This window comes from Candidatus Eisenbacteria bacterium (assembly GCA_030017955.1).
Classification (GTDB): domain Bacteria; phylum Eisenbacteria; class RBG-16-71-46; order JASEGR01; family JASEGR01; genus JASEGR01.
This window is the reverse complement of record JASEGR010000048.1, coordinates 1-23,651: the sequence shown is the minus strand read 5'-3', so window position 1 is coordinate 23,651 and position 23,651 is coordinate 1. Positions and strand designations below refer to the sequence as shown.

The 23,651-nt window shown below is 52.0% G+C and carries 19 protein-coding genes; 10 read left to right on the top strand and 9 right to left on the bottom strand.

Annotation, left to right across the window (positions count from 1 at the left end; all coding sequences use genetic code 11):
* The coding region (locus tag QME66_08905; GenBank protein MDI6809083.1) for an aminotransferase class V-fold PLP-dependent enzyme at positions 1-286 on the bottom strand (286 nt) is incomplete at its 3' end.
* 313 nt (positions 287-599) lie between these two features.
* On the opposite strand from QME66_08905, the gene QME66_08900 reads away from it, so the two are divergent.
* Both QME66_08900 and QME66_08895 read left to right on the top strand, forming a co-directional pair.
* Complete coding sequence (locus tag QME66_08900; protein MDI6809082.1) at positions 600-1,400, top strand: hypothetical protein; 801 nt, start codon at positions 600-602, stop codon at positions 1,398-1,400.
* Positions 1,401-1,462: 62 nt separating this feature from the next.
* Positions 1,463-3,670 (top strand): S46 family peptidase, encoded by a 2,208-nt coding sequence (locus QME66_08895; GenBank protein ID MDI6809081.1) that lies wholly within the window; start codon positions 1,463-1,465, stop codon positions 3,668-3,670.
* Between the two features lie 163 nt (positions 3,671-3,833).
* Here the strand turns inward: QME66_08895 and QME66_08890 are convergent, their stop codons facing one another.
* The 6 genes from QME66_08890 to QME66_08865 all read right to left on the bottom strand — a co-directional run bounded on the left by QME66_08890 (position 3,834) and on the right by QME66_08865 (position 9,448).
* Positions 3,834-4,127: a hypothetical protein gene (locus QME66_08890; protein MDI6809080.1), complete on the bottom strand. Its 294-nt coding sequence runs from the start codon at positions 4,125-4,127 to the stop codon at positions 3,834-3,836.
* Between the two features lie 166 nt (positions 4,128-4,293).
* The gene (gene leuD, locus QME66_08885; GenBank protein MDI6809079.1) at positions 4,294-4,806 is read right to left on the bottom strand and encodes a 3-isopropylmalate dehydratase small subunit; all 513 of its coding nucleotides are present in this window, start codon (positions 4,804-4,806) and stop codon (positions 4,294-4,296) included.
* Between the two features lies 1 nt (position 4,807).
* Complete coding sequence (locus QME66_08880) at positions 4,808-6,097, bottom strand: 3-isopropylmalate dehydratase large subunit (protein MDI6809078.1); 1,290 nt, start codon at positions 6,095-6,097, stop codon at positions 4,808-4,810.
* Positions 6,098-6,179: 82 nt separating this feature from the next.
* On the bottom strand, positions 6,180-7,373 hold the full coding sequence (locus QME66_08875) for a CoA transferase (protein MDI6809077.1): 1,194 nt from the start codon (positions 7,371-7,373) through the stop codon (positions 6,180-6,182).
* A gap of 15 nt (positions 7,374-7,388) precedes the next feature.
* Complete coding sequence (locus QME66_08870; protein ID MDI6809076.1) at positions 7,389-8,303, bottom strand: hydroxymethylglutaryl-CoA lyase; 915 nt, start codon at positions 8,301-8,303, stop codon at positions 7,389-7,391.
* 26 nt (positions 8,304-8,329) lie between these two features.
* Entirely contained in the window at positions 8,330-9,448 is a 1,119-nt protein-coding gene (locus QME66_08865; GenBank protein MDI6809075.1) for an isocitrate/isopropylmalate dehydrogenase family protein, read from the bottom strand.
* Between the two features lie 171 nt (positions 9,449-9,619).
* On the opposite strand from QME66_08865, the gene QME66_08860 reads away from it, so the two are divergent.
* Complete coding sequence (locus tag QME66_08860; GenBank protein ID MDI6809074.1) at positions 9,620-10,384, top strand: fumarylacetoacetate hydrolase family protein; 765 nt, start codon at positions 9,620-9,622, stop codon at positions 10,382-10,384.
* A gap of 111 nt (positions 10,385-10,495) precedes the next feature.
* On the opposite strand, the gene QME66_08855 is transcribed toward QME66_08860, so the two are convergent.
* Together QME66_08855 and QME66_08850 are read right to left on the bottom strand one after the other, a co-directional pair.
* Positions 10,496-11,005, bottom strand: coding sequence for a MauE/DoxX family redox-associated membrane protein (locus tag QME66_08855; protein MDI6809073.1), 510 nt, complete (start codon positions 11,003-11,005; stop codon positions 10,496-10,498).
* Positions 11,002-11,721 (bottom strand): rhodanese-like domain-containing protein, encoded by a 720-nt coding sequence (locus tag QME66_08850; GenBank protein ID MDI6809072.1) that lies wholly within the window; start codon positions 11,719-11,721, stop codon positions 11,002-11,004. The genes QME66_08855 and QME66_08850 overlap by 4 nt, the downstream gene beginning before the upstream one ends.
* Positions 11,722-12,031: 310 nt before the next feature.
* Here QME66_08850 and QME66_08845 point away from each other — a divergent pair, with 310 nt between their 5' ends.
* The 7 genes from QME66_08845 (at position 12,032) to QME66_08815 (ending at position 23,624) form a co-directional block, all read left to right on the top strand.
* Entirely contained in the window at positions 12,032-13,825 is a 1,794-nt protein-coding gene (locus QME66_08845; GenBank protein MDI6809071.1) for a T9SS type A sorting domain-containing protein, read from the top strand.
* Between the two features lie 220 nt (positions 13,826-14,045).
* Positions 14,046-15,434, top strand: a complete 1,389-nt coding sequence (locus QME66_08840) for an MBL fold metallo-hydrolase (GenBank protein ID MDI6809070.1) — start codon at positions 14,046-14,048, stop codon at positions 15,432-15,434.
* Positions 15,435-15,536: 102 nt separating this feature from the next.
* Positions 15,537-17,291, top strand: a complete 1,755-nt coding sequence (locus QME66_08835) for a pitrilysin family protein (GenBank protein ID MDI6809069.1) — start codon at positions 15,537-15,539, stop codon at positions 17,289-17,291.
* A complete protein-coding gene (locus QME66_08830; GenBank protein ID MDI6809068.1) occupies positions 17,288-18,721 on the top strand; it encodes a pitrilysin family protein in 1,434 nt (477 codons plus the stop codon). The genes QME66_08835 and QME66_08830 overlap by 4 nt, the downstream gene beginning before the upstream one ends.
* A 2-nt stretch (positions 18,722-18,723) precedes the next feature.
* Positions 18,724-19,809, top strand: coding sequence for a hypothetical protein (locus QME66_08825; protein MDI6809067.1), 1,086 nt, complete (start codon positions 18,724-18,726; stop codon positions 19,807-19,809).
* A gap of 262 nt (positions 19,810-20,071) precedes the next feature.
* Positions 20,072-20,716: a nucleotidyltransferase domain-containing protein gene (locus QME66_08820; protein MDI6809066.1), complete on the top strand. Its 645-nt coding sequence runs from the start codon at positions 20,072-20,074 to the stop codon at positions 20,714-20,716.
* Positions 20,717-20,738: 22 nt separating this feature from the next.
* Entirely contained in the window at positions 20,739-23,624 is a 2,886-nt protein-coding gene (locus QME66_08815; protein ID MDI6809065.1) for an N-6 DNA methylase, read from the top strand.
* Positions 23,625-23,651 lie beyond the last annotated feature (27 nt).

Sequence of the window (23,651 nt, the reverse complement as noted above, 5' to 3'; positions counted from 1 at the left end):
GAAAAAACGGGAATTCTAATTGTCGCCAACGGGAAAAACAATTGACGTTCAACACATCAGTCGAGTTATAGCAGAAGCAGAGTCGATTTGGGTCTTTTCCGTTGAAGAATTCTGTCAGTTCTTTCCGCGTCTTCTCAACCAGCTCCCCGCTCTCCATACAGAGGTCGTAGCCTGAGCGGCCAGGATTTACGCCGTAATTGCGGTAGAAATGGTCCATGAATGTATAGACTTCTTCGGGCTTTGGGAAAGACGTTGCTCCGTTATCAAGGAAGATTTGCTTGGTCATGGGGATTCTCCGGCGTTCCTTCGTACATTCTCGCACACTCGGGAGCATAGCAGGAACAGAATCTACGCCACATTTCGGGCCAAAATCAAACGATTTCTGCGGGGGATGCCTGGGACTTATGCAACTGGAGGAGGGACTGTGAGAAATGCGGCGAGCGGGTTATGGTGAGGATCACCGTGCCCGGACAAACGCGGCGATGTCCTTTCTCCCCGAGATTCCGCTCTACACAGCCGATGGGAAATTGTGATATTCTCTTTGTCCATGTTCATAGATCCTGAAAAATGCAGCGTACGTCTGGATGGCTGGTTACCCCATGGGAACTGAGGAAAGCCCTGGCCGCGAACAGATTCTTGCGAAACTCGCCGAGGCATTGGAACGTCTTGACTATGTGTATGCGATGTGGGAGGGAGGAGCCATTGGCTACGGCCGTTTCGACGAGTGGTCGGATATTGATCTGTACGTGGATGCCGAAGACGAGCGAATCCAGGAAGTATTCCCGGCGGTTGAAAGAGCTCTGGAATCACTGTCTCCGATTGAGCTCAAATACGAAGTCCCCACGACGCCGGCCCAGGGCTACGCACAGGCATTCTACCGGTTGGCGGGAACAAGCAAGTTCCTATTGATTGACCTGGCAGTCATAAGACACAGCAGCGAAAACAAGTTCCTGGAGTCCGAAATCCACGGTAAGGCCAGCTTCTCCTTCAACAAGAACGGTGCAGTCAGAAGTTGTTCTCTGGACAAAGAGAGGCTACTGGGCATCCTGAAATCGAGACTCGAAAGAATCCAGAAGCGTTTCGAAACATTCGAGTGCTTCATCCCGAAGGAGATAAACAGAAAAAACTGGATCGAAGCTCTGGACTTGTACCGGGCGTTAGTACTTGACTCGCTGGTCGAGGCGCTGCGAATCAAGCACAAGCCGGTGCATCATGATTTCAAGACGCGCTACATTCACTACGACCTGCCGGCTGACATTGTAAGGAGATTGAAAGAGCTCTATTTCGTGAAGGATGAGAATGACCTCAAAGAGAAATACCCGGTTGCAGCCAGATGGTTTTCAGAGGTTATAAGGGAGATCGACCTAAAGGAAATTGAGCGGCGCTTGGAGAAGACCTGATAGTCTCGGTGAGACACTTGCCCGATCTTTGCTCTGGGAAACCTGTCGCGAGGGAGGATAGCATGAAAAATATGTTCCGGATGAGAAAGAGGCCGTCGTTCCGGCTGATTGTCGGATTTTGTTGCGTTGCTGTTCTTACCGCCGCGGCCTGTTTCTCAGTCGCTTGCGCCGGTGAAGGCATGTGGCTTCCCCAGGAGATACCGGATGGAGTCTGGCGGGACATGCAGCTTAGAGGATGTCAGCTCACCAAAGATCGAATCTACAATAGCCAGGGAACTGGGGTAGCAAATGCAGTGGTAAGGGTCGGCGCTACCGGTTCTTTTGTGTCGTCTGAAGGTTTGATTCTCACCAACCATCACGTTGCGTTCGGCGCCGTGCAGCGGATGAGCACTCCTGAAAAGAATTACATAACACAGGGATTTCTTGCCAAATCACGGGAAGAAGAGGTGCCAGCACTCGGCTATATTGCCTACGTTTCGCAATCTGTCGAGGATGTCACCTCAAAGATTCTCTCGGCAGTCAAACCCGGCATGTCTCCCCTTGAGCGCTACAATGCAATCGAGCGTAAAACAAAAGAGATTATCAGGGATGCAGAAAAAGGCAGAGATGTTTACTGCGAGGTCAATAAGTTCTCCGGCGGATCAAGATACCTGCTCTACACATCACTCAAAATCAAGGATGTCCGTGTTGTGTATGTCCCATCCAGGTCAATTGGTGAGTACGGGGGCGAAATAGATAACTGGATATGGCCGCGGCATGCAGGGGACTTCTCTTTTCTCCGGGCATACGTTGCCCCAAGTGGAAAGACTGCTGAATACTCAGAGCAAAATGTCCCCTACAAGCCGAAGAGTTTTCTCAAGATTGCGCCGCAGGGGCTCTGCGACGGAGATTTTGCCATGATCGTCGGTTTCCCTGCCTGGACCGATCGTTATCTGACTTCGTATGCGCTCGGAAATATCGAGCAATTTCAGTATCCCCAGAGCATAAGATTGCAGAAAGAGATGTCAGATCTTCTCGGGGAACAGGGCAAAACCGACCCCGTCGCTGCAGTTGCGAACGCAAGCCGGCTGAAAGGAATCGACAACTACCTCAAGAAAGAAGGAGGGATGCTGGAAGGGGTTAAGAAGTTTCAGCTTGTTCAGCAGCAGAGGGACGGGGAGAAGAAGCTTCTTGCCGACCTCCGGGATGACCCGAAGACCCTGGAAAAGTGCCGCAGGGTCCTCGACGGCTACAAGTCTTTGTATGAAGAGAAGTCGAAATACGAAATGAAGGACCTCATTCTCGGATACATGGTTGAACGGTCACCTTTGCTTCGCCAGGCCACGCAGATTTACAAATGGAGCGTGGAAAAGGTAAAGAAGGATATTGATCGCGATCCGGAGTTCGCAGACCGCCAAATCCCGGATCTCAAGATGTGGTTGACTCTGTTCCAGAGAGGGTTCCACCCTCGGAGCGACCGGGAGCTCTTCAAGATGTTCCTCCAGGAATCGGCCAATCTTCCCGATGGGCAGCGGATCGCCGTTGTGGATGAAGTGCTCGGAATCAAGAGCGCAGGAGAATCCGAAAAGGCGATTGAGAAGTTTCTGGACAACGTGTATGGCAATACAAAACTTGATAAGACCGACGAACGCATGAGGATGTTCAATCTGTCGCACGCCAAGCTTCTGAAAGAAGGGGATTCATTCATAAACCTCGCTGCCAAGCTCTACGATGAGAACGAGAAGAGAATCGAGAGGGGAAAGATTTTCTCGTCTTCTCGCGACCTGCTCGATGTCCAGTGGATGGAGATACTTGCCAAAGGAACGAAGACCGATCTCTATGCTGACGGCAATGGCACAATGCGCATCAACTATGGGCGCGTTGAGGGCTACGCTCCGAAAGATGCTGTCTATTATCATCCTTTCACTACCGTGAACGGAGTGGCGGAGAAAGACACAGGTGAGGAGCCATTCGATTGCCCTAAGAAGATTCTGGAATTGGCCGCAGCCAGAAGCTACGGCTCTTACGCTTCTCCCGACGTCGGCAGCGTGCCTGTTGATTTGCTGACGACGAATGATTCAACGAACGGGAACTCGGGGAGTCCCCTTCTCAATTCAAAGGGTGAGCTGGTCGGGTGCCTCTTTGACGGAAACTACGAGGCGCTGAGCAGCGATTTCAAATTTCAAGACGAACTCACTCGCGCCATCAGCGTCGATATCCGCTACGTGCTCTTTGTGGCCGACCTCGTGGACAACGCCCAGAACGTGCTCAAGGAGCTGGGCGTGAAGTAGGACGGGCAACGGCAGGTGAGGTGCAGTCATGATATTCGTGGATCTCTCCGGTAAGAGCAGCCGGGCGGCGCGTCTCCAATGCTCGGGTGACGACCGTCTGAGGATATTGAGCCTGGTATGTGGCGCGCGTGAATTGGCGCAAACTGGTTGGTTTCTTCCAGGCTCAACCTGTCACAAACATCGCCTTGGCCATGGTGCCGTGCAGCCTCGCGATAGCTTTTGCCAGATGCATGGTGATGAAGAGCATCAGAATCCCGCCGATGACTTCCAGGGGCATGAGGATGCCAGGCACGTAGAATTTCACATCAGAAGATCCAGCTATTGGGAAATCGAGAACGAGCTGAAGAATTGGCTTTGCTATGAGTCCTAGCGAAATTGCTATCAGGGTCAAGGCGAGAGTGAAACGGACGAGTTGGGGGCGAGTGAGAGGTATGTACACGTAGGTCGGAGTGAACACATGGACTTGGGTCTGACGACGAGTTGCAGCGGTATGGCGCTTGTCGCAATTTTTTCACCATCCGCAAGAAATACGACGGCGCCTGCTGAGGGGATGGTTCTGGCTCATTCAATACCTGAGCCGGAGCTTCCTCCATCTGCATGACTCAAGTGCAGCAGGGATCGCTTTAGTGCTTGGAAGACTTTTCTAGCAGCCGCTTTCTGGTAAATGGGATCAATCCGCCGGCATCGACAATAGCCTGCCGGGCTTTCGGCAATGGCTCAGTCGGGAATGATTTTCCTTTTGTTGCGTTCACGATTTTGTCCGGCAGGATTTCCAGCTTATCTCCCTCTGATGCTTCGATCGCCGGGCACACAATCGTCCGTAAGCCGAGGTTGACAGCATTCTGAAAGAATATCCTGGCGAATCCTCTGGCCACGATTACCAGCTCATACCCCTTGAGCGTTGAAGCTGCCTGCTCACGGGATGAACCGCAGCCGAAATTGGCGCCGGCAACGACTACGCTGTTTGGCGGGATTTCCTTGTTCTTCAGCCGCTTGTTCAATTCAGCATTGTCGGCAAATGCATATTGAGGCGTTTCGGTTGGAAGCACAGTTGCCATGAAACGGCCTGGATAGATGATGTCAGTGGATATATTGTCCGCGAGTACTGCAGCGACTTTTGATGTGTGACCAGGCATGTTACTTCACTCCTCTTGGATCAGTAATGACGCCGGAAATGGCGCTGGCGGCGGCAACTGCCGCTGAGCAAAGATAGACCTCGGAATTTGGATTGCCCATCCTGCCTTTGAAGTTTCTGTTAGTTGTGGAAAGTGCAACATCGCCGTCTGCGAGAGCTCCCTGATGAACGCCGAGGCAGCAGCCGCAATTCGGATTCATGATGACAGCGCCAGCATCCATCAAGTCAGCCAGGTAGCCGCGCCTGAGCGCCTCCTTGTAGATTCTCCACGTCGCCGGAAAGACCAGCATGCGGACATCTTTGGAGATTTTCTTTCCCTTCAATATCTTTGCGGCTGATTCCAGGTCATCCAGGCGGCCGTTTGTGCACGAGCCGATGACAATCTGGTTCAACTTCACGTTCAGCACATCAGTGATTGGTTTCACATTATCAACGGCATTGGGACACGCTATCTGCGGGACAAGATTTGATGCATCAACTTCGATCACACGATCGTACTTTGCATCGGAATCAGGTTTCATCAACTCGCCCCTGAAATTGACACCGGCTTCCTCTTTGAGGTAACGGAGCGTTTCCTCGTCCGGCGGGATGAGCCCGGATGTTGCGCCGGATTCCACCGACATATTTGAGAGCGTTAGCCGCCCGGAGGTGCTCATCTTCTTTATCGTATCGCCATGAAACTCCAGCACCATGAAGTTTGCTCCCTCGGCGGTCAGTTTCCCAATCAGATATAGAATCAGATCTTTCGGATAGACGTGAAGAGGGAGTTTTCCGTTGGCGTTCACCTTTATTGTGCCCGGAACCTCAACGTTAAGAACCGACCCAAGCGTCCACACGCTCGCCATTTCCGTTGCACCAATGCCGAAGGCAAAAGCACCGAGCGCGCCATGACTTGTGGTGTGACTATCGGTTCCGACAACAATCAAGCCAGGGACTACGTAACCGTTCTCAACCAGAATCTGATGGCAAATTCCGCCAGCATCGCCACGGATATCGTGGAACTTTGTGATGCCTTGCTTCCCTACAAAGTCGCGTATCTTTTTCTGGTTAGTGGCAGTCTTGGAGCTTTCGGCAGGCACACGGTGGTCGAAGATGATGGCAATCTTCGATGGGGCCCACACTTTGGGCTCGATTCCAGTGCCTTTGTAGATTTCAACGAATTGGTTGATTACCAGGGCCGCATTCTCGTGCGACATCGCAAGGTCAACTCCCGGCTCCAGAACATCACCAGGTTTCACAACCGGCTGCTTCGTTGCTTTTGCCAGCAACTTCTCGACAAGTGTCATTCCCATGTTCTTCGGCATCTCCTATTCGTTACGTTTTCGGCGGTGGTCCGTTGCCCGGAATCTCCGGTCCCGCACTGCGGAGTCTCTTTCAAATGACTTTGCTATCGCGAAACCTCCTAATATCGTCGTCGGTGTACCCAATGCCTTTGAGCACTTCTTCAGTATGTTCGGAGAGTCTCGGCGGCGGCGTATCAATACCGCCGGGAGTCTTGCCGAACTTCGCCGTAAGATTAAAGAGCTTCACATCGCCAATGCCTACGCAGTGAACTGACTTGATTGCTTCACGATGTTTGACTTGCTCCTGATTCAATGCGGCTTCCAGACTCAGGATGGCGCCAGCCGGGACATCGTTCTTGTTCAGCTCACTAACCCAGTAATCTGTTTCCCGCTGCGTCAACTTGACTTCAAGCAGCGGCGTAAGCTCTTTGCGGTTCTTTTTTCTATTGTCTCTCTCCTGGAAGCGGGGGTCTGTCTTAAGTTCGGGCACACCGAGCGCGTCCGCAACCGATTCCCATTGCTCCTGCTTGTTGGCTGCAATGTTGATGTAACCGTCTTTGGTCCTGAAGACTCCGGAAGGCGCCGCGGTAAAGTTGTCATTCCCCATCAGGATAGGCTGCTGGCCCCCGATCAGAAGATTCGCCGCAACCCAACCCATGAGCGGCATTATCGAGTCGAGGAGCGCAACATCGATAAACTGTCCTTCCCCCGTTTTCTCTCGATGATAGAGCGCGGCCATGATTGCGAATGCGGCATTCAATCCGCCGACAGTGTCACATACCGGAAAGCCGGCACGCAGCGGGTTCAATCTTTCATCGCCATTTATCGCCATCTCACCGCTCAATCCCTGGATGATCTGATCATACGCGGGTTTCATGGCATCGGGCCCGTCTGCGCCAAACCCGGAGATTGCACAAAAGATGAGCCGGGGATTGATTTCGCTGAGCGCCTTGTACGAAAGTCCCAGACGAGCCATCACATCAGGCCTGAAATTCTCGACCACAACGTCGGCAGTCTTCACAAGCCGCTTGAAAACTTCCTTGCCCTGCGGGTCTTTCAGGTTCAGGGTGGCAGATTTCTTGTTGGCGTTTTGTGCAAGGAAACTCGTTCCCATCAGCATACGGTTATATTCAGGGACGCAGCCAAGCTTCCGTGCCAGGTCTCCATCAGTCGGATTCTCAATCTTGATTACTTCTGCTCCGAGAAGTGCCAGATGCAATGATGCAAAGGGGCCGGACAAAACATTTGTCAGGTCAAGAACACGGATTCCGGATAGAAGTTTCATGGCAGTCGAATTTCCTTAGTGCGATTTTTGGACAATTTCAATCGGCCCGGTTTTATAGACAATACCGGGCATCTCCCTTGCAAAGAAATCCGCCACATCCTGCGCCAGCCGTATCAGCTTTTCAAGGTTGATGTCTTTGCGAATATTCATTCTGTGGAGCATGTGAACCAAATCTTCCGTGCACACGTTGCCGCCGGCAATCTTCGTGAACGGGCAGCCGCCCAGCCCGGCAATCGATGATTCATGATTCTGCACGCCCGCTTTCATCGCGGCGTACGTGTTGACCATTCCCATCCCATACGTATTATGAAAATGGCACGCGCACTGAACGGTGCCGTCGAGTCCGAAGACCGATTCATGCAGCTTCTCGACCTGATCGGGCGTTGCATGACCGGCAGTGTCCGCAAGACTTATTCTCTTCAACCCGGCATCAAGATACTTCCGGATGATGCCGAGGACCCGCTCATGCGGCACGAATCCCTCATATCCACACCCAAAAGCCGACTGGACAGAAACCTGCACCTGCTTTCCAGCAGTTTCCACCTGTTTTGCCATAGCGATAATGCGTTCAGTTGCCTCGGCGATGCTCATGCCCGTGTTCTTCCTGCTGTGGGTCTCGCTTGCGGAGACACCCATGCAGAACATCTCGACACCGCAATTGAATCCCCGCTCAAGACCTTTTTCATTTAGTACCAGACCCGAGAGAATCGCTTTGCCGGTTTTGTTTTTCGCAAGCTCGACGAACAACTTATCAGTGTCCGACATCTGCGGCACTTTTTCAGGATGAACGAAGGACCCGACCTGAATGATGTCAACCCCGGCATCCATCAAGCCGTGAATCCATTGAATCTTCTTCTCCATCGGGACTATTTGCTTCTCCATCTGCAGGCCGTCCCGAAGCCCAACTTCATGAATAACGATCTTGTTCATGATATCCCGTGCTTTGAAGGAGACTGTCAGAGCTTTGCAGCTATTGCATTCGCCATATCAAGTGTCTTGGCTGAGCCGCCCATATCGTATGTCCGTACTTTGCCTTCCTTGATTACTGCAGCAACGGCGGTTTCTAGTCTTGCAGCCTTGTCGTTCTCTCCCAGCCAATCCAGCATCATTTTTGCGGCAAGAATGGTCGCAATCGGATTGACCTTGTACTGGCCGGAATACTTGGGAGCTGAACCGTGTGAAGGTTCAAATACCGCGAGATTCTTCCCGATATTTCCTGAGCAGCCGAACCCGAGACCTCCAACCAATTGGGCACAGAGGTCGGAAATGACATCTCCATAAAGATTGGGCGCAGCGAGCACGTCATAGTTAAACGGGTCCTTCAGTAGCCACATCGTCATCGCATCAATGTTGGCATCATCCATCTGAACATCAGGGAAATCTTTCGCAACTTCCTTTGCCGTCTCAAGGAACAGGCCGTCGGTTGCCCTGACGACATTTGCCTTGTGAACAATAGTGACCTTCTTGCGTCCGAACTTTCTGGCAAAATCGAAGGCCGCCCTGATAATGCGCTCTGATCCCTTGCGGGTATTTATCTTGCAGGATATCGCATATGCATCGCCGGGCAAATCTTTGAAAGCCGCGAAAGGTTTGGATAATTTCGCGAGCATACCCGATAACTCTGCAGGCACCGGGGCAAATTCAACACCCGCGTACAGGTCTTCCGTGTTCTCTCTGAACACGACGAGATCGATGCCTTCCTTGTAGTTCAGCGGACTGCCCGGATATGCTTTGCATGGCCGCAGGCAAATGTAGAGATCGAAAAGCTGACGCATACGAACAATCGGTGAGCGATAAACCAATTGCTTCCCCCTCAGTTCCGGAACGAGTTCTGCTTCGGCTGCCTTCACCGGTTTAGATGTAATGGCTCCAAACATCGCGGCCTTCACGGTCTTGAGAAGATCAATTGTGCGCTGCGGAAAAGCATCGCCTTCGGTGCGCCAGAATTCCCAGCCGATATCGCCGTGTACGTACTCAGCGTCGAGGTGAAGTTTGTCCAGCACGATTTTTGCAGCTTCCAGTACCTCAATCCCTACTCCGTCGCCGGGGAGCCACGCAATCCTGTGTTTTGCCACAGCCAATTTCTCCTTTCTCCCAAAGTCCCACTCGACCCGCAACTTGTCAGAAATGCGGCTGAATAGTATCATTTCTCTCCGCGAAGCAGAAGCGATTTCTTGCCCGTATGATCTTGAAAAGTTGAATACAGCGGGTTATGATCTGTTCATATCCCGGTACCAAGGAGAAACATGCGCATTGTCCGCTACCAGATCAAGGATGAGGCCCCGCGCTGCGGCTTGATTATGGAAGGTGAAATCAAGCCCATCGAGGGGAGTATATTCGGTGACTATCGGCGTATGGGGCCCGGTGTTCCGGTTGGCAGTGTCCGTCTGCTTGCTCCTGCGGAGCCAGGTAAGATCATCTGCCTCGGGCGTAACTACGCCGAGCACGCCAGGGAGCACGGCAGCGATGTCCCAAAAGTGCCGCTCATCTTCATGAAGCCACCATCGTCCATCATCAACCCCGGCGACAAGATTGTCCTCCCACCTCAATCCCAGCAGGTCGAACATGAAGCCGAGCTTGTGGTAGTTATCGGGAGGCGCGGCCGCCATATTGCCGCCGGTGAGGCCCGAGGTTACATCCTTGGCTACACCATTGGGAATGATGCCACGGCACGCGACCTCCAGCGCAGCGACGGCCAGTGGACCCGGGCAAAGAGCTTTGACACCTTCTGTCCATTCGGCCCGTGGATTGACACTGAGTTCGATCCGTCGGATGCCCTGATTGCATGTACGGTGAACGGCGCGGTGCGGCAGAAGGCTTCCACCCGCGAGATGATTTTCAAAGTTGACACATTGGTTGCCTTCATCTCATCAGTGATGACGCTGGAGGCAGGCGATTTGATCTTCACAGGAACACCGGCAGGGGTTGGACCCTTGAAGCCGGGTGACGTAGTCGAAGTTGAAATTCAGGGCCTCGGTAAGTTGAGTAACCCAGTCGCTGCTCAAGCGTGAGCCCCGGGGTGTTGTGCAAATTCTTGAAGCGGTGTGGAGAAGTTTTGCATCTTCTTCAGAACAGACGTGACCGTTCCACTCGGCCAATTCGGGTGGGCTCAGGAAGCCGCTCTATGTTTTCTTCAGCAGAGAATTCCTGTCATAGAGCAGAATCGGGATGGCCAGAATCAGGAACACCAGATCTCTCACGATTGTGCCAATCCCGATTTCTTCATTGAAAAAATCAAAGCAGCCGCAGTCGTGAACCAATCCCCTGCTTAGATTGATCGTCATCCCGGCGATATAAACACACAGAACTCCGACAACGATGAGGGCATTGCTCCTTGAATACACGCCGAGTATCAGCATGACCCCGCATATGAACTCAACCCAGGGCAGAGTGACTGCCACTAGCGGGACAAGCTGCTCCGGCATTAATCTGTATTCTGCCACGACTGCCCTGAAATGATCCGGATTGCCGACTTTGTAAACGCTCGCAAGGATGAAAATCACGCCCACAATTATCCTCATGACAAAAAGGACTTTGTGATTCGACGAGAATTTTCTGAGGTTCCCGCAGAAACCGGATCCGGCGGTAGGCGCACTTGTCATGTTATGCTCCCTGTTTTCGCCCTGGATCATCTTATTCTTCCTCCTTCAACGGGGTATCCGGCATCAGCCCAGCCATACCAGCCGTCTTTGAGAACATATATTCTGGTGTATCCAAGCTTGTTCAATCTGTCTGCAACTAGGTCGCTCAGATCACACTCGGCATCGCGGCAATAGACCACGAGAGTATCGTCCTTCCGTATCTTGTTTCTGATCAAGCCGTACTGATAGTCAAACCTGCTGTCAGAAAGAGAAAGCGCTCCTTTGATGTGACCCTCCAAGTATTCGAACTCAGGTCTTGCGTCGAGAAATATCGCGTTGCCTGCATCGAACAGTTCTTTCGTCTTGCGTATGTCAATGTTCTCCTTTATTGCCTCGGGTTGAGTCCGGACTTTGGTTTCAGGAGCCCTAACTGCGCCAGGAGATTCTCCCGGTGTCCCGGCAGCGGGTGCCGCAACAGTCTTTTCAGGCTGACTGCCGGCATCTTCGTTGACTGTACGCTCTTTCGCAGTGCCCGGACTTGCTGCCTTTGGCACCGCAATTTTCGGTGGTGCTGCCTTTATGGACTCGGCTTCTGATGGCACCGTCTTCGTGAGCCCAGGAGCCGAGGGTGTTTCTACGGGGATGTACGAAGTTGCCGTAATTTTCACGGCCGGCTTCACCTTGATTTCAATGCCGGAAGGACTGATAACATTGAATACAATTCCAATCGCCGAGGCAAAAATAGCAATGTTTATGGCTATCAGCACTACGGTTCCAAATCTCCTGTCGGTCCCCATAGCAATGATTTTGGGAAAAACGCGCACATCTTACAAGGACAAAATCTGAGCCTATCCCTCCTGCGCTTTTCTTGCCTATTGACATCCACAATCCCCAGCGATACAAGTTGCCTTGGACGCTGGCCGGTCCGGCACGACCTCGAATCAGAAAATTCTCGCCTTTTGTCAGGAAGTAAGCTCCTACACTCAATGTGATCTGGTCTAGTTTGAATCAGGCTAGTGCGGTGGGGGGAGGTCCCGGGCAATTCGGTGCAGAATGGCTAGTGGAGGGAGGAAGGTTATGTGGGAAAGAAGATCTCTATCTCTAAACAGAAAATTCTTTGCGGCTGTCTTCGTTCTTGCTTTGTTGGTCCTGCCTGCCCAGTGCGTGTTGGCTGCGCTGGGAAACGGCAAGCTTCAGATTCATCACATTGATGTCGCCCAGGGAGACGGAATCCTGATCATCAGCCCCCAGGGGCAACTGGCAATAGTCGATGACGGCACGTATACGAACTGCCCATTGTTCGTGAACTACATCACGGGTCTGGGCGTCACGAACTTCGACTATAACTTTGCATCGCACTACCACGCCGACCACATCGGATGTCTCGACGACCTTACTGCTGCCGGTGTTGTGCTGAACATCGCTGGATATGACAGGGGTTATTCCTATTCCAGCCAAACCTATACGGACTACGTGAATGCATTGGGCAGCAAGAGACAGACGATGACAAAGAATCAGACCATCACACTTGATGCAGGTTCTGCCAATCCTGTCTATATCAAGTGTGTTGATTTGAACGGTGCCGGCGTTTATTCGCCCACCGGCTCGGACGAGAACTCAAAGAGCGTGGTCCTCAAGGTTACCTACGGCAATTTCGATGAAGTGATGGGAGGTGACCTGACGGGAGGTTCCAGTAACGACGTTGAGACCACGGTCGGGCCCGAAGTCGGAGACGTAGAGGTGTATAAGGTCCATCACCATGGTTCCGCCACTTCATCGATTGACAACTGGCTGACTGCGATCACCGCTGAAGTAGGTGTGATCTCCGTCGGCACCAACAGCTACGGGCATCCCACATCGGAAGCTTTGAGCAGGCTGCATAATCACAATGTGAAGACGTATTGGACCGAAACCGGTTCCGGAGCTTCTCCCGTTTCCGGCTGGGACAAGGTAGGAGGCACGATCATAGTCGAAGCTGATCCTGGCGCTGGGGCAGCTTACACGGTAAAGGGTAGCGGGTTCACTGATACGTACTACAATTCCGGCGGCGGGATAGCGACGAAGACCTACTACCCGACAAGCACCACGATGCTGATAGGGACTATTGCCTCGGGGAGCTACCTGAATCTTGCGGCCGATGATGCGAGTTACATGAGAGTAAACTCCGCCAAGAGTGGGAAGAAATACTACACAGACTGGTACGGCTCAACTGGGATCGCTGAGACACCGACCAAGCTGACAATTACGTACGATGGAAAGTATTCGACGTCCAGAACCCAGACGCTCCACCTCTACAACTTCTCCTCAAGCTCCTGGACACAGGTGGACCAGGCAAGCGTAGGCACATCCGATGTGACCCGTACCTATACAATGACGTCTCCGTCCAACTTCGTGTCTGCGAGCGGGGAGATTAGGGCGAGGGTGACTGCGGACGCCAGAGCCTCCAGCTATTCATGTTCGGCGGACTATCTTGCATACACCATCGAGTACGCAACAGCGACCATTGCGGCCCTTCCTTCCGGCAAAGAGAAAGAGCACGCATATGAAGCCGCTGCTCCTCAGGCGCCAGAAGCTTTGACTTCATCCCGGCCTCCGCTTCTCGGAGAAATCCGGGCATGGCCCAACCCGTTCAATCCGGTCATCAGCATCAGTTTCGAGCTCGAGAGATCTATTGATGGCGAGGTTTCTATGTATGACGTTTCAGGCCGGAAGATTCTCGTGCTTGCGAAGGGAAGACTGGATAAGGGATCGAATGTTCTCATGTGGAGCGGAACAGACGCAAACGGCAGGCGACTGAGTTCCGGCGTCTATGTCGCCAGGCTTGATGGCGAGGGCGTGTCGAGCTCGACAAAGGTTCTCCTTGCGCGTTGACATGCCGTTACGCCCCTGGTCCCAAACGGCGCCATGCTTATATGGGGAGAGACGGTACCGGATGTAGCCGGATAGAACTGAGCGAAGTGAAGTTACACGAGGGTGCGCTGCATGGCTACTGTGCTATGCAGCGCATCACTGCTAATGAAGGCCGCAGGTCTCGCTGCACACGACTGGCGCATATCCTTCAATTTGTGGTAACATAGGCACTCGGACGCACATGAAACTTACCTTCTACGGTGCAGCACGCACGACTACCGGCTCGATGCATCTCGTCGAGGCCGATGGACAGCGTATCCTGCTTGACTGCGGACTATATCAGGGGCATCGCGCAGAAGCGTTTGAGCGGAACTCCCACCTTCCTTTTGATCCAAGAAGTGTGACCTCTGCGATCCTCTCGCACGCGCACATCGATCACTCGGGCAACCTGCCAACGCTGGTCAAGAACGGTTTCGCGGGAGAAGTGAACTGCACGATGGCGACCCGCGATCTGGCTGCCCTGATGCTTCGAGACAGCGCCCATATTCAGGAGCAGGACGCCGAGTACCTCAACCAGAAGACTTCACGGCGGGGTTTGCCAGATGTGGAGCCGCTGTACACGGTTCGGGATGCAGAGCGTACTCTTCCTCACCTCGTTGGCCGCGCATATGACAAATGGTTCTGCCTCGGCAATACGCGCGTGATGATGCTCGATGCCGGACACATTTTGGGTTCCGCAATCATTGTCCTTGAGCTAAACGGGCATGGGCGGACGGTTCGCCTTGGCTTTACCGGCGATCTGGGGAGGCCCGGGACGCTGCTTCTGAGGGACCCTGAAATCGCGCGCAATCTGGATTACGTGATTGTAGAAAGCACTTACGGCGACCGGGAACACGGCACGCTGGAACAGAGCCAGGACGATATCGCACGTGTCATCACCAAGACTGTGGCGCGCGGGGGCAAGGTGATTATCCCTTCTTTTGCCGTTGAGCGTGCGCAGGAAGTGGTTTACACGCTGCACCTGAAAAGAGAGACCGGAGAAGTCCCTGCGGTGCCTATGTTCGTTGATTCGCCGCTTGCGATTAACGCAACGGATGTGTTCCGCCTCCACACCGAATGCCTGAATGAAAAAGTTCTGGCCTATGTACATTCGAACCACGATCCGTTTGGTTTTGGCGGCCTGCACTACACTCGCAGCGTTGATGAATCGAAGAAGATCAACAGCATCCACGGGTCGTGCGTGATCATCGCCGGGAACGGCATGTGCGAAGCCGGGCGCATCCGTCATCACCTGAAGAACAACATTGAGGACGACCGGAGCACAATTCTGTTTGTCGGGTATCAAGCGGAGAACACGCTGGGCCGCCGCCTCATCGATGGTGCAAAGAGGGTAAAGATATTTGGCGACGAATTCAGCGTGCGGGCCAAAATCCACGTCGAAAATGGATTCAGCGCGCATGCCGATCGCAGCGAGCTTCTGGAATGGATGGGGCATGTCAAAGACAGTCTCAAGGGGGCATTCGTGGTTCACGGCGAAGAGCAATCTGCATTATCATTTGCCAATGCCCTGCGCTCCATGGGCGGATTCACGGTGACGGTTCCTGAGCCGGGCCAAACCATCGAACTGTGATGAAAAGGCGCAGATACTGCCGGCTTTGCAGAAACCCAGCATTCTTGCGTTATCGCATTCAATGTGTTTGCATTGGAGTACATCACTAACAAGGAGGTACCATTGCGTTCCTCAACAGTTCTCCTGGTTCTCTTCACCGTCTTCCTGGCATCCTCATCGCAGGCACAGTGGACTGACAAGACGCTGGCCGACAAAGTGCAGGAATTCACCCTGTCAAATGGGATGAGGTTCCTGGTGGTGGAGCGCCATAACGCTCCGGTATTTTTCGCCACTATAACTTTCAAAGTGGGCAGCGTGGATGAGCGGCCTGGAATAACAGGCATCTCACATTTTCTGGAGCACATGATGTTCAAAGGCACTCAGTACATTGGCACCAGGGATTATGGGAAGGAGAAGCCGTTCCTGGCTAAAGAGGACAGCCTGGCTCACGTGATGATGGCGCTGCAGGACAGCATCAGGCCGTGGCGGCTCGATGTCCTGGAGCGGTATGGACTGGACGCGCTCGCGGCTCAGTCGCAAAAACCAAAGAAAGAACCCAAGACAAAAGGGTTGGCCAGGGGAGAAGAGCATTTGACCGTGGATGCGCTTGGAGACCGCCTCGCTCAATTGGGCGACCTTCTTGGAATCTTGAAGAATCCCTATCCGGATAGCCTTACATCCCGTCCCTCATTGCTTTCTGAAGGCGGTGTCAACTATGCAAAATTATTCTACGGGCTCAAGAATGCAGAGCGGGAGCTGGAGGCGACTCAGAAGGAACACATTGGACTCCTGGTGCAAAACGAATTCTGGGACACCTATCTGCGTGCCGGTGCCCGCGTCCTGAATGCGGGAACGGGCGAGGACAACACCACCTACCTGGTGTATCTGCCCTCAAACCAGCTTGAGCTGTGGATGCTTATGGAATCCGACCGTCTTGGATCAATTGTGTTTCGCCAGTTCTATTCAGAGCGCAATGTTGTGCAAGAGGAGCGCAGGTTGGGGGAAAACGACCCGGATGAGGCACTCTATGAGCCTTTCATGGCCACTGCTTTTACCGCTCACCCTTACGGCGTTCCTGTCGTAGGCTGGATGAGCGACCTTAGGCACATCGATCGCACTCAAATGGAGGCCCAGTATCGGCGTTACTATAATCCAACCAATGCAGTTGCCGCTTTGGTCGGAGATATCAAGTTTGATGAAGCTCGAGCGTTGGCAGAGAAATATTTCTCCCGGCTTCCGGCCCAGCCGAAGCCTCCCGAGGTCATTACCCAGGAACCTGAGCAGAAGGGAGAACGCAGGCTTACTGTGCAGGCAGATGCCGGTCCGCAGCTGATGATGGGCTTTCATATTCCTACAGTTCCCCACCCTGACGCCTATGCCCTAACAGTGCTGGCGGAGGTGTTGGCACGGGGCCGCACTTCCCGGCTTTACCAATCCATATTCGAGAAACAGCAGCTCACGCTCAGCGGACCCAATGTATGGACGGGACCAGGCGAGCGCTACGATCACCTGTTTGTCATCTCTGCGGAACCGCAGGAGCCCCACACCCTGAAAGAGGTTGAGGATGCTTTGTGGAAGGAGATTGATAACATCAAGGCATCACCTCCGACACAGCGGGAACTCGAGCGGCTCAAGAATCAATTGGACGCAAATCTGATTCGCTCTCTGGGCTCCAATCCAGGTCTGGCTTTCCGGCTTGGGGACGCTGCTGCAAACAGAGGGGACTGGAGAGCAATCCTTTCTGATAGGGAGAAACTTCTGGGCGTGACCCCGGCGGATGTCCAGCGAGTTGCCAAAAAGTATCTCACGCATGAGAATGTCACAGTCGGCTACCGCGTGAGGGCAGAGAAATCCGAAGATGAGGGAGGCGGACGATGAAACGGTACACAGGATATCAGGCGAATATCTTATTGCTGATTGCGCTTGGCTGTTTTCTGATAGCAGCCGGCGCGGCTGCGCAGGTTCTCCCAAAACGTCCTGGCGACATCAAGGTTCCTCCCCTGCAATTCAAGCAGCCTCAGCTTGACAAGATTTCTCTGGCATGCGGGCTCTCCGGATTTCTGATGGAAGATCACGAGATCCCGGTTGTGAACATACAGATGCGTCTCCCGTGCGCCTTTGAATCAAAGGAGAAATCAGGGCTCAATGAGCTGGCTGGTTGGGCGCTTCGAAGCGGAGGAAGCCTGACAATCCCGGCAGACAGCCTGAATGCCGAACTGGAATTTCGTTCTGCGTCGATCGAAACGCGGGCTAACAGTGACTGGGTCGCCATCAACATCAATTGCCTCACAAAAGACTTGTCTCGCTGTTTGGAGCTTGTCAGCGACCTAATTCTTCACCCGGCCTTCCCTGAATCCAAGATTGCATTGAAGAAGAAGACCATGGCCGAAAATGTGCGGCGGGAGAATGACGAGCCCCGCTCGCTTGGAGAGCGGGAATTTCGAAAGGTGCTCTTCGGAGATCATCCCGCCACGTGGCAGCCGACTTTGGAATCTATTCAAGGCCTGACCCGGCAGGACGTGGAGCGTTTCTGGAAAACCTACGGCGTGCCCACAGGCGGGCTCATCGGCATAAGCGGCGATGTGCGCAAGGACGAGATCACGAAGAAGCTCAATGATGTTTTCAAATCTTGGAGCGGGGGACCTGCTGAGATATCGGCTTTTCCTCAGATGCGGGAGGGAATCTCATCCTCTGTCAATCAGGTGAGGAAAGACATCAACCAGGCCTACATCATGATTGGCCACCCGGGAATAACTGAACAGAATCCGGACCGCCCAATCGTGACCTTGATGAACTACGTACTTGGGGGCGGCAGTTTCAAGTCCTGGATCACCGAGAAAATACGAGTGGAACAGGGACTTGCCTACAGTGCCGGGTCGCGGTACGGTGCGGCGCCGCGAGGAGTCGGAGTATTTGCGGCATACACCCAGACTAAGGCCGAGGCAATGAGCCGTTCAGTGAACACGATCCTGGCTCTGATAAAGAAAATGCAGGAAGAAGGGCCATCCGAGGAAGAGCTGGGGCGTGCGCGCCAGTCTCTGCTTAACCGTTATGTCTTTTCGTACGAGAGTCCTGCTTCCATTGTGGACCGGGCTTTGTACCTGAAGTTTTTTGGTCTTCCTCTTGACCAGACCGAACTGGACCTGAAGGCATACGAAACCGCAACCGTCCAAGACATGAAGCGCGCGGCGAGGAAATATCTCCATCCGGACGAGCTGGCTATCGTTGTGGTGGGGGACCCAGCCAAATTCGATAAGTCCCTCGACACGTGGGGAAACGTGAATGAAATCAAGTTGAAGGAGAATTGATCGTGAACCGTACGGAGCTGAAGGAACTGCAGGGAATGGTGGAGTATCCTTCGGTCACTATCCTGCTGCCGACACACCGGACGGTGCCGGACAACCGGCAGGATCCGATCAGAATGAAAAACCTATTGAAGCAGGCCGTGGATAAGCTTTCTCAAGAGTTCACCAAACGCGAATATCAACCACTGGTGGACAGGTTGGACAACGTGACCGCATCAATCGACTATGCCCATGCTCTCGACGGGCTGGCTGTTCTTGCAAACAGCCATTTCTCGAAGCTCTACTACCTCCCGTTTCCAGTAAAAGAGAGGGTGGTCATTGATCGCACCTTTGCAACCCGGGATCTGGTTTCTGCCTTCAATCGCTCGCCGCAGTACTGGTTGATCGCACTCAGTGATAAATCGACGCGGCTCTTTCGCGGCGTCCGGGATTACCTGGCCGAAGTTGCAGAGGGCGGATTCCCGGCAGTTTTCCAGGGACCCGGTGGAACCGAGCCGCTGCCAATTGATTACGGGATAGACAGATCATCCTACCTGGACGAGAGGCACAAACTCTTCTTCCGTGAAGTGAGCAAAACGTTCAAGAAGCTCGCCGGCCCTGAGCCGTATCCTCTGGTCCTTGCCGGAGTCGAAAGACACATCGCGTACTACAATGAAGTGGCCAACCATGCCATCCCCATCGCAGGCACCCTGACCGGCAACCACGACCACACGCCGCTCCGTGAATTGTCCAGGCTTGCCGGTCCAATAATAGAGCGTTGTTTGACCAAGGTGCGGTCGCAAAAACTAAGCGAGCTGGAATCGGCAGTCAGCCTCGACAAATATAGTTCGGGCATCGATGGGTGCTGGAGGGCAGCCCATGAAGGCAGGATATCGACTCTGCTGGTGGAAGAGGACTACATGTATCCGGCTGAGCTGGACCGTGAGCGGAATCAGCTCAAACCGGTTTCAGATTCCACTCTGCCGGGCGTTATGGACGATGCCGTAGACGAACTGATTGAAACCGTGATCGCCAAGGGCGGCGAGGTCCATTTCATGGGCAAGGGTTTGCTGAGCATACATAACCACATAGCGGCCATCATGCGGTATTGACGGCAATGTTGGATCGTTGACGAATAAAGTACTGGTGTCGTGAAAGGAAAGGTGCTAACAGAGTTCACGATCTTCACCTGCAGAGCATCCGCTGACGCCTGTCACCTGTGCTGCAAGGAATCCAGTTTCCGTAATGCGACCGAAGCAACGGCGTCCTCCGACGGCATTCGGGCTTCTCGGTAAGAAGCTGTGTTGACAAAGCCCCGGCAGTTGTACCAAAATATGGGACAGTTGTCCCACATAATAGGACAAGAGATAAGATATGCTGATACCGATTAGAAGGAAAAAGATACTTGGAGTCTTCTCAAAAGATCCCTTCAAAGAAATACATCTCAGGGAAATCGCACGCTTGTCCAAAGTTTCGTTGAACAATGTGGATAACTCACTCCGTCTCTTTGTAAAAGAGGATATGTTTAAGAGGCGGGAGGTATCCAACATGGTATTTTTCAAACCTAGCCTGGAGAGTGAGTCCCTCTTGAAGCTGTTTGAATACCTTGAGCTTGAGACGAAACGCGAATTCTTCCGCAAGAATAAGAACATAGCCCGACTGCTGCAGAAATACACCGAGGACGTAGTGAGTCTGTCAAACAAGAGGATCCAGTTAGTGGTTCTTTTCGGCTCGGTGGCCAGGGGCGAGTGGACTAAGGCCAGCGACGTTGACATCCTGGTGGCTGTTTCTGGAAAAGACAGCGATGTAACCGCGCTCTTGAAGAAGGCCGAGATAGATGTAAGTCCTCTGTTGGAGATCAGGCCAATAAGTACTTCAACTGAGAAGTTCGCAGAGGGTATTAAGAAGAAGACTGAATTCTACGATGACCTCTGGAGAGACAGAATAGTCCTGTACAATGAATTTTTGTTTTGGCAGATGATCAAGGAGGCAGGCAGGTCTTATGCCCAGGGATACTGAGAAGATCCTATGGTGATCACCGGTGCTTAACGCGTATCTGAAGAAAATAGCTGAAGTCAGTAACCGCGGAGACGCAACGGAAGAGAGCTACTATCCCACGCTTGCTGATTTGCTTCGCGAATATTGTAGTTCGACCGGCAAAAAAGACATTCACATCACAATCCTTCCTAAGAAGACCGAAGCAGGAAACCCTGATTTCAGGGTGTGGGACGGAAAACAGCATATAACGGGCTACATAGAGGCTAAAGACCCGACCATCGACAATCTCGACAGAATAGAGGATACCGAGCAGTTAAAGAGATACCTCTGCACATTCCCCAACCTGATACTCACCAACTTCCTTGAGTTTAGACTTTATCGCAATGGAGTGGTCACAGAGAAAGTCCTTGCTGCCAGGCCTGTAATACTTCACAAGCTGAAAATGACGCCGCCCGTTGAAAAGGAGTCCGAACTACTACAGCTGTTTGAGAAGTTCTTTTCCTTTTCATTGCCAAACGTCTATGACGCAAGACATCTCGCAGTAGAACTAGCCAGAAGAACACGCTTCCTGAAAGATGAGGTCATAGCACAGGAGCTGAGAGAAGAAGAAAAGGCAGGCAAAGGGCTTATCACGGGTTTTTACAAGGCATTCAAGGATTACCTCATAAGCGGTCTTACAGGAGACGAGTTTTCGGATCTCTATGCCCAGACCATTACATATGGATTATTCGCTGCGCGGACGCGTTCGGAGAACGGATTCAACAGGAAACTCGCCTATGACAATATCCCTCAAACAATAGGCATCCTGAGGGATGTTTTTCAGTTTATTTCATTGGGTCCACTCCCTCAACAGATGGAATGGATTATTGACGATATCTCTGAGGTTCTGTCTGTTGCCGATACAAACAAGATACTCCATCAGTATTTCCATGAGGGCAAGGGGAAAGATCCTGTCATTCATTTCTATGAAACGTTCCTGTCCGAATACGATCCAAAGACACAGGAGATGAGGGGAGTATATTACACGCCTGAACCTGTTGTTTCCTACATTGTCCGTTCATTGCACAGCATCCTCAAAGAACAGTTCAAAAGACCTGACGGCTTTGCAAGTAACACTGTAACGGTTTTAGATCCCGCAGCAGGAACACTTACCTTCTTGGCAGAGGCAGCGAAACTCGCAGTCGATGAGTTTGTATCCAAATACGGAGAGGGCGGCAGAGGGAATTTCATAAAGGGCCATATCCTGAAAAACTTCTACGCCTTTGAATTGATGATGGCTCCGTATGCAATCGGTCATCTAAAGATGTCCTTCCTTTTGGAAGAACTAGGCTATAAGTTGCAGAAGGACGATAGGGTGAAGTTGTACCTTACGAATACTCTTGAGATGGAAGAACTCCCAGAGACGAAATTCCCAGGAATGGCTTCCTTGTCTGAGGAAAGCCATCTGGCAGGAAAGGTTAAGAGAGAACAGCCCATACTTGTGATACTGGGAAACCCTCCGTATTCGGTGAGTTCTGTCAACAAATCGAAATTCATCGAAGGTTATCTTGAGAAAAAGAAAGGTCGAGACAAGAAGGGCAAACTGCGGATGCTGAATGAATATGTTAGAGGCATCATGGATGACTATAAGGACGCAGTCAGAGACGAGACCAATATTCAGCCTCTTTCGGATGACTACATAAAGTTTATCCGATTTGCGCATTGGAAGATTGATCGAGATAAAAAAGGCATCATCGGGATGATCACAAACAATTCCTACCTTTCGGGATTGATTCATAGGGGAATGAGGAAGAAATTGCTCCAGAGTTTTGACGAGATATACATCTTGAACCTTCACGGAAACAGCCGCATTGGTGAAAAGTGTCCCGATGGGAGCAAGGATGAGAATGTCTTCGATATTCAGCAGGGCGTTTCTATAGCTCTGTTTATCAAGAAAGAAAAACATGGGAAAACATGTGAGGTTTTCTACCGGGACATTTATGGATTGCGAGAGATCAAACGGCGCTATCTAACGGGCCACGATGTCTGCACAACGGAATGGAAAAGGTTGAAGCCTGCAGCACCTTACTATTTCTTTGTTGAGAAAGATTTCTCACTGCAAGTTGACTATGATGAGCTTCTATCGATTACGGAAATATTTCACAGTTATTCCAGCGGAGTGAAGACACACAGGGACCATTTCATAGTTGGATTCACGGAGGACGAGCTTAGGCAGAGAATGCAAACATTTGTGAGCGACTTACCGGATGATTTGGTTAGCCAAGCGTTGAGCCTGAAAGATACGAGGGATTGGAAGATAAGAATCGCAAGGGAGAGAGTGAAAGAAACTGATTGGAAAGAGTTTGTCAGATCATATTCTTATCGGCCGTTCGACCGAAGAGAGATTTGTTATCTACCCGATCTGATAGATAGGGGATGTGACCGATGGGAGTTGATGATGAGCTTCTTCGAAGATAATCTTGGCCTGAGTGTTACAAGGCAATTGTCTACCGCAAGCTTCCTGCATGCTTTTGTGACGGACAGCGTTACAAATATGTGCTTCGTTTCAACGAAAACCAAAGAGACGGGCTATGTATTTCCCCTCTATCGTATAGCGAAGAAGATTCAGAAGGGTCCATCAACAAGCGTTATGATGCTTCTCGAACCTGAGGGAGATTATGGGTTGAGAAGGTCGAATTTATCTCCTGCATTTGTTGATGGACTGGCTAGAGTGTTCAAGAAGGCACCTTCCCCGGGAGAAATCTTCTATTACATCTACGCTATCCTTTATTCCGAAACTTGCAGAACTAAATACGCGGAGTTCCTCAAGATAGACTTCCCGAGAATTCCGTTTACGAAAGACCATAAGCTATTCAAGAAGATGTCTGGATATGGCAACAGACTTGTTGATCTGCACTTGCTTAGCCTGAATTATGCACAAGTTTGGTGAAAAAAGAGTGCCATCGTCCTCGGGAGT